This window comes from Streptomyces sp. NPDC093064 (genome assembly GCF_044754605.1).
Lineage (GTDB): Bacteria > Actinomycetota > Actinomycetes > Streptomycetales > Streptomycetaceae > Streptomyces.
On sequence record NZ_JBIVPK010000027.1, the window covers coordinates 113,151 to 119,871 of the forward strand.

General features: G+C 72.1%; 5 protein-coding genes. 1 reads left to right on the forward strand and 4 read right to left on the reverse strand.

Annotated elements, in window-relative coordinates:
* Window positions 1-69: 69 nt before the first annotated feature.
* The 4 genes from ACIQFZ_RS27920 to ACIQFZ_RS27935 form a co-directional block, all read right to left on the reverse strand.
* Window positions 70-1,809: an MFS transporter gene (locus tag ACIQFZ_RS27920; RefSeq protein ID WP_402692423.1), complete on the reverse strand. Its 1,740-nt coding sequence runs from the start codon at window positions 1,807-1,809 to the stop codon at window positions 70-72.
* Between the two features lie 51 nt (window positions 1,810-1,860).
* Window positions 1,861-2,304: a MarR family winged helix-turn-helix transcriptional regulator gene (locus tag ACIQFZ_RS27925; RefSeq protein WP_383062692.1), complete on the reverse strand. Its 444-nt coding sequence runs from the start codon at window positions 2,302-2,304 to the stop codon at window positions 1,861-1,863.
* 172 nt (window positions 2,305-2,476) lie between these two features.
* Window positions 2,477-4,708 carry a catalase/peroxidase HPI gene (gene katG / locus ACIQFZ_RS27930; RefSeq protein ID WP_402692424.1) on the reverse strand — a complete coding sequence of 744 codons (2,232 nt, stop codon included), beginning with the start codon at window positions 4,706-4,708 and terminating at the stop codon, window positions 2,477-2,479.
* A gap of 32 nt (window positions 4,709-4,740) precedes the next feature.
* A complete protein-coding gene (locus tag ACIQFZ_RS27935) occupies window positions 4,741-5,178 on the reverse strand; it encodes a Fur family transcriptional regulator (protein WP_383062687.1) in 438 nt (145 codons plus the stop codon).
* A gap of 492 nt (window positions 5,179-5,670) precedes the next feature.
* Between ACIQFZ_RS27935 and ACIQFZ_RS27940 the strand changes: the two genes are divergently transcribed.
* On the forward strand, window positions 5,671-6,507 hold the full coding sequence (locus ACIQFZ_RS27940) for a CAP domain-containing protein (RefSeq protein WP_402692427.1): 837 nt from the start codon (window positions 5,671-5,673) through the stop codon (window positions 6,505-6,507).
* Window positions 6,508-6,721 lie beyond the last annotated feature (214 nt).

Below are 6,721 nucleotides of genomic sequence, written 5' to 3' on the forward strand. Positions count from 1 at the left end.
CCGCCGCACGGACGGGGACCGCGGGGCGGACGTCCGCCCCGCGGTCCCCGTCCGGGGATCGGACGCCGGTCAGCCCGCCGCGCCCCGGAGTTCCGACAACGTGGCCGCGCTCAGCGGCCGCGGCTCGCTGTCGGGGTCGACCAGGACCACCGTGCAGGTGGCGGCGTGGGTCAGGGCCGCGGTGAAACTGCCGTCGGCGAACTGGGCGAGCGGGCCACGCGGCGAACGGCCCACCGCCACGGCACGCGCGCCCACCTCGGCGGCGTGCCGGGCCAGGGCGCGGCCGGCCGCCGCGTGGTCGCCGACGCTGCCGAGGATCTGGCCCCGCGCGACGACTCCATGGGCGGCGAGGCGGTCGAGGTGCGCGGTGACGGTGGCGCGGGCCTGCGCGAAGTCCTCGGCGTCGGCCGCCTGTTCCTCGACGACGGCGGTCTGCTGGACGTGCACGACCTCCAGGGGGCTGCCGGTGTCCCGGGCGAGCCGTGCCGCGGCGTCGACGATCACGGCGGCACCGTCGTGGGCGCCCACGGCGACGACCACGGGCGGCGTGCCGGTGGACGCAGCGGTGCCGACGGGCGTGAACGTCGGTGTGGCGGGCTCCCCTTCACCGGTGCGCGTCTCGGCCTCCCGCAGCAGCCGGTGGCCGCAGGCCAGCACCGCAATGGCGAGGAGGAAGGTGGCGGCGCCCAGGTAGAACGGAACGCTGAGGTCGGTGGCGTCGGCGAGCTTGCCGGCGACGTAGGGTGCCAGGCCGCCGCCGATGAACCGCAGGAAGCCGTACGCGGAGGAGGCGACGGGCCGCTCGACCGGGGAGACGAGCATGACGGCCTGGGTGGTCAGGGTGTTGTTGATGCCGATGAAGGCGCCGCTGGCGACGACCGCCACGATGACCACGGTGGGCGTGGCGACGCCGGCCGCGATGACGGCCATCACGATGCTCAGGCCGAGCAGGTTGGCGTAGAGCACGGGGGCGGTGCCGTAGCGGGCCTGAAGGCGCGGGGCGAAGAAGACGCTGAAGGCGGCCACGAGCAGGCCCCAGCCGGTGAAGACCAGCCCGAGCTGGTGGGCACTGAGCTCCATCGGGTACGGCGCGTAGCCGAGCATGGTGAAGAAGCCCCAGTTGTACAGCAGGGCCATGATGCCCATGGTCAGCAGGCCGCGGTGGCGCAGTGCCCTGAGGGGGGCGAGGGGCGAGGTGCGGCGTTCGGGTTTCGGCAGGGTCGGGACGAAAGCCAGGGTGGCTATGAGGGCGACGGCCATGAGGACGGCGACGCCGAAGAAGGGGCCGCGCCAGCTGATGGCGCCCAGTTCGCCGCCGAGCAGCGGGCCGACGGCGATGCCGAGGCCGAGCGCGGTCTCGTAGAGGATGATCGCGCCGCCGAAGCCGCCGCTGGCCGAGGCGACGATGACGGCCAGCGAGGTGGCGATGAACAGGGCGTTGCCCAGCCCCCAGCCGGCGCGGAAGCCGACGATGCCGTTGATGGAGCCCGACGAGCCGGCCAGGGCGGCGAAGACGACGATGACGGCCAGGCCGGTGACGAGGGTGCGCTTGGCCCCGAAGCGGCTGGAGAACCAGCCGACGATCAGCATCGCGACCGCGGTGACGATCAGGTAGCTGCTGAACAGCAGGGAGACCTGGCTGGGCGTGGCGTGCAGGCTCTCGGCCAGGGCCGGCAGGATCGGGTCGACCAGGCCGATGCCCATGAACGAGATGACGCAGGCGAACGCGACGGCCCAGACGGCCTTGGGCTGTTTGAAAGGGCTGGCGGCCTTTCCGTGACCGGCGGTCTTTCCGTGCGGTGCACTCATGTGCGCCTCTCCTGTGAGGTGGGCTGAGGTGAGCGGTGGCGGCGCGGCGGGTCAGGAGCGCGCCTGGCGGTCCTCGATGACGCGGGCCAGGGCCGGCAGCGCGACCCGCACCGCGCGCTGCTCGGCCTCGGGCAGTTCCTCCACGAGTTGCTGAAGGGCCCGGGCGCGTTCGGCGCGGCGCTGCCGGAAGAGCTCGAGACCGGCGTCGGTGGCCTCCACCAGCACGCCCCGGCCGTCGCTGTGGTCGGCGGTGCGCCGTACCAGGCCCGCCCGCTCCAGCCGGGTCACGAGCTGGGTCATGTTGGGCTGGGACACGCTTTCCGCCCGGGCCAGCTCGGTCAGCCGGTAGGGGCCCTCTCGGCCCAGCCGGGACAGTGCCGAGGAGGCGGCCGTGCTCAGTCCGCCGGCGGTGGCGCTGCGGCGTACGTAGCGGACCATCTGCTCGACGGCGATCATCAGGTCCTCGGGCGACGCCTCGGGGCCCACTGGGTCCATAACCCGCTTATACATAAGCGCATTATGCACTTAGGTGTAGGACGAAACAAGATTCCGGGACACGGGGAGGCGGGAACACGTCGAGGCCGGCCGGAGCGGGCCGGCCGGCCTCGATGTCATGATCAGCCGTTGTTAGGCATGATCAGATGTGTTCGGTTGTGGTCATGCGCGATCAGGCACAGTCGAACCGGTCGAGGTTCATGACCTTGACCCACGCCGCGACGAAGTCCTCGACGAACTTCTCCTTCGCGTCGTCGCTCGCGTACACCTCCGCGAGCGCGCGCAGCTCGGAGTTGGACCCGAAGACGAGGTCGGCACGGCTGCCCGTCCACTTGACCTCACCGGTGGCGGCGTCGCGGCCCTCGAAGGCAGCGGCGTCCTCGGACGTCGCCTTCCACGTCGTGCCCAGGTCGAGCAGGTTGACGAAGAAGTCGTTGGTCAGCACGCCGGGCGTCGCGGTGAGGACGCCGAGCTGCGAACCCTTGTACGTGGCGCCCAGGGCGCGCAGACCACCGACGAGGACCGTCATCTCGGGGGCGCTCAGGGTCAGCAGGTTCGCCCGGTCGAGCAGCAGGTACTCGGCCGGCAGCCGGTTGCCCTTCCCGTAGTGGTTGCGGAACCCGTCGGCGGTGGGCTCCAGCGCGGCGAAGGACTCCGCGTCGGTCTGCTCCTGCGAGGCGTCCACGCGGCCCGGGGTGAAGGGCACCTCGACGTCGACGCCGGCCTCCTTGGCAGTCCGCTCGACGGCCGCACCACCGGCGAGCACGATCAGGTCGGCCAGCGAGACCCGCTTGCCGCCGCCCTGGGCGGCGTTGAAGGACTCCTGGACCTGCTCCAGGGTGCGCAGCACCGTCGCCAGCTCGTCGGGGTCGTTGACCTCCCAGCCGCTCTGCGGCTGAAGCCGGATGCGGGCGCCGTTGGCACCGCCGCGCTTGTCGCTGCCGCGGAAGGTGGAGGCCGACGCCCACGCGGTGGACACCAACTGCGGCACGGACAGACCCGAGTCGAGGATCCTGGCCTTGAGCTCGGCGGCGTCCCCGGCGTCGATCTGCTCGTACTCCGCCTCGGGCAGCGGGTCCTGCCACAGCAGCGTCTGGGCCGGAACCTCCGGGCCGAGGTAGCGCACAACCGGGCCCATGTCGCGGTGGGTCAGCTTGAACCACGCGCGCGCGAAGGCGTCCGCGAACTCCTCCGGGTTCTCCATGAAGCGGCGCGAGATCGGCTCGTAGGCCGGGTCGACGCGCAGCGAGAGGTCCGTCGTCAGCATCGTGGGCGCGTGCCGCCTGGACGGGTCGTGGGCGTCGGGGACGGTGTCCGCGCCCGCGCCGTCCTTCGGCCGCCACTGGTAGGCGCCGGCCGGGCTCTTGAACAGCTCCCACTCGTAACCGAACAGGATCTGGAAGAAGCTGTTGTCCCAGGTGGTCGGCGTGTCCGTCCAGATGCCCTCCAGGCCGCTGGTGATCGCGTCGCCGCCCTTGCCGGTGCCGTAGGTGCTCCGCCAGCCCAGACCCTGCTCCTCCATCGAGGCGCCCTCGGGGGCGGGACCGACGTGGTCGGCGGGGCCCGCGCCGTGGGTCTTGCCGAAGGTGTGACCGCCCGCGATCAGGGCGACCGTCTCCTCGTCGTTCATCGCCATCCGGCGGAACGTCTCACGGACGTCGCGGGCCGCGGCGATCGGGTCCGGGTTGCCGTTCGGACCCTCGGGGTTGACGTAGATCAGACCCATCTGGACCGCGCCGAGCGGGTTCTCCAGCTCGCGGTCACCGGTGTAGCGCTCGTCGCCGAGCCAGGTGGTCTCGGGACCCCAGTAGACGTCCTCCTCGGGCTCCCACACGTCCTCACGGCCGCCGGCGTACCCGAAGGTCTTGAAGCCCATCGACTCCAGGGCGACGTTGCCCGCGAGGATCATGAGGTCGGCCCACGAGAGGCTCCGGCCGTACTTCTTCTTCACCGGCCACAGCAGGCGGCGGGCCTTGTCCAGGTTCCCGTTGTCCGGCCAGCTGTTGAGCGGTGCGAAGCGCTGCTGGCCGGCGCCGGCGCCGCCCCGGCCGTCGCTGATCCGGTAGGTGCCTGCGCTGTGCCACGCCATCCGGATGATGAAGGGGCCGTAGTGGCCGAAGTCGGCGGGCCACCAGTCCTGCGAGGTGGTCAGCACCTCGGCGACGTCCCGCTTGACGGCCGGGAGGTCGAGGCTCTTGAACGCCTCGGCATAGTCGAAGTCCCCGCCGAGGGGGTTGGCCACCGCGGGGTTCTTGGCGAGGATCTTCAGGTTGAGGCGCTCCGGCCACCACTGGCGGTTTCCACCGCCCTGGGTGGGGTGCGCCGCACGACCGTGCGCGACCGGGCAGCCGCCTGTGCCCTCCGTCTTCGCGTCGGTCACGATTGCATCGGGGTTCTCGGACATGGTCTTCCTTCCGGACTGGGCGGATCGCGAGCTCAGGTACTGCCGGAGGTGGAACAGGCGGGGCACAGGCCCCAGTAGTTGACCTCGGCCTCGTGGATCGAGAAGCCGTGGTCCTCGGACGCGGCCAGACAGGGAGCGTCGCCGACGGCGCAGTCGACGTCGGCGAGGGCACCGCACGAGCGGCACACGACGTGGTGGTGGTTGTCCCCGACGCGCCCCTCGAACCGGGCCGGGCTGCCGGCCGGTTCGACACGGCGCACGAGCCCCGCCGCGGTGAGCGCGCGCAGCGCCTCGTAGACGGCTTGCAGGGAGACGTGACCGACGCGTTCGCGCGTGCCCGAGGCGATCGCCTCGACATCGAGGTGATCACCTGCCCGTACGGTCTCGAGCAGCGCCACCCGCACGGCGGTCACGCGCAGCCCGGCGTCACGAAGCTCCGCGGCTGTGGACTCGGTCCGAGGTCCGGTCATGGGCCGAACCTACGCCGCAAACACGAACGACTCAAGAAAACGAAGGGTGAAAGACCGGTGTGTCGCCGCGCCCCGCGCATCACGCGGGACGCGCCCCTCCCCTCACATGGGACCCGGCGACACAACACGTGGAACATGGTCACGAAATCGTGATTCCGTGACATCCATCACATCATTCCCGCAACTAAGCGGGCGGCTTAGTAGATGCCGCCCTGGCGACATGTGGGATTTGTCCGTCTTCGTGCGGGAGCGTGTCGCGGTGAGCCCGGCGGCGCTCCCCTCCCCCGTCACCTTCGCCCGTCCCGCGCGGCCCGGGGTCTTCTGACGGTGTGCCAGGAATTCGGAGGCCGCGTCGGCCGAGGGCAGCACGCCTGCGTTCGCTTTCGCAAGGGTCTCGCGAACCTACGAGGTCAAGTAGTACCAAGGGCCCTTTGCGACCTTTGCGGAGCCGTCCAGAGAATGACGACCCCCCACCCCGAGCGAGGTCACGCAATGGGCACGCACCGCAAGAAGCAGCACTACCGGCGCATAGTCGTCGCCGCCGTCGTCACGGGCGCCGTCGCCATACCTTCCACCGCGCTGGCCTGCACCGGCCAGCCGCCCGCCCCCGGGGGCAACCCCGGCTGGAAGCCGCAGGGCAACCCAGGCTGGAACTGGCAGAAGGGCAACCCGGGCTGGAACTGGCAGAAGGGCAACCCCCTCTCCCCGATCAGCCCGCCGCAGGGGGCCCCGGCCGAGTCGGCCGCCCCCAGCCAACCGAGCGCGCCGGACACCGCTGCCCCCGCCGCACCGAGCGCGCCGGACACCGCTGCCCCCGCCGCACCGAGCGCGCCGGACACCGCTGCCCCCGCCGCACCGAGCGCGCCGGATGCCAGTGCGCCCGCCGCACCGAGCGCGCCGGATGCCAGTGCGCCCGCCGCACCGAGCGCGTCCAAGGACACCGGCACATCGTCCGGGCCCACGGCTCGCGTCGTGGAACTCGTCAACGCCGAGCGGTCCAAGGCCGGTTGCTCGGCGCTGACCGTGAACGCAAAGCTGACCAAGGCCGCCCAGGCACACAGCGAGGACATGGCGGCCCACCGGAACATGTCACACACCGGGTCCGACGGGTCCAACCCGGGCGACCGCATCACGCGCGCCGGCTACAGCTGGCAGAGCTACGGCGAGAACGTCGCCTACGGTTACGCCACTCCGGAGCAGGTCATGGCGGGCTGGATGTCCAGCGCCGGCCACAAGGCGAACATCCTCAACTGCTCCTTCAAGGAGATCGGCGTCGGTCTCGCCCAGCCCGGCAACTACTGGACCCAGGAGTTCGGAGCCGCCCGGTGACCTGCGGCAAGACGGCTCAAGCTGTGCTCCCGGCCACCCCGGCCGGTCGGCGTTAGGCGCTGCCCTTCCGCCCCCTCGGCGGCCACGTCGGGGGGGGGGGGGGGGGGCGCCCCCCCCCCCCCCCCCCCCCCCCCCCCCCCGGGGGGGGGGGGGGGCCCCCCCCCCCGGGGGGGGGGGGGGGGGCGCCGGGGCCCCCGGCGGGGGGGGGCCACAA

Excerpts from the sequence above, each read along its gene's own strand:
- katG (WP_402692424.1), bottom strand. The coding sequence starts at position 4,708 with ATGTCCGAGAACCCCGATGCAATCGTGACCGACGCGAAGACGGAGGGC.
- ACIQFZ_RS27925 (WP_383062692.1), bottom strand. The coding sequence starts at position 2,304 with ATGGACCCAGTGGGCCCCGAGGCGTCGCCCGAGGACCTGATGATCGCC.
- ACIQFZ_RS27935 (WP_383062687.1), bottom strand. The coding sequence starts at position 5,178 with ATGACCGGACCTCGGACCGAGTCCACAGCCGCGGAGCTTCGTGACGCC.
- ACIQFZ_RS27940 (WP_402692427.1), top strand. The coding sequence starts at position 5,671 with ATGGGCACGCACCGCAAGAAGCAGCACTACCGGCGCATAGTCGTCGCC.
- ACIQFZ_RS27920 (WP_402692423.1), bottom strand. The coding sequence starts at position 1,809 with ATGAGTGCACCGCACGGAAAGACCGCCGGTCACGGAAAGGCCGCCAGC.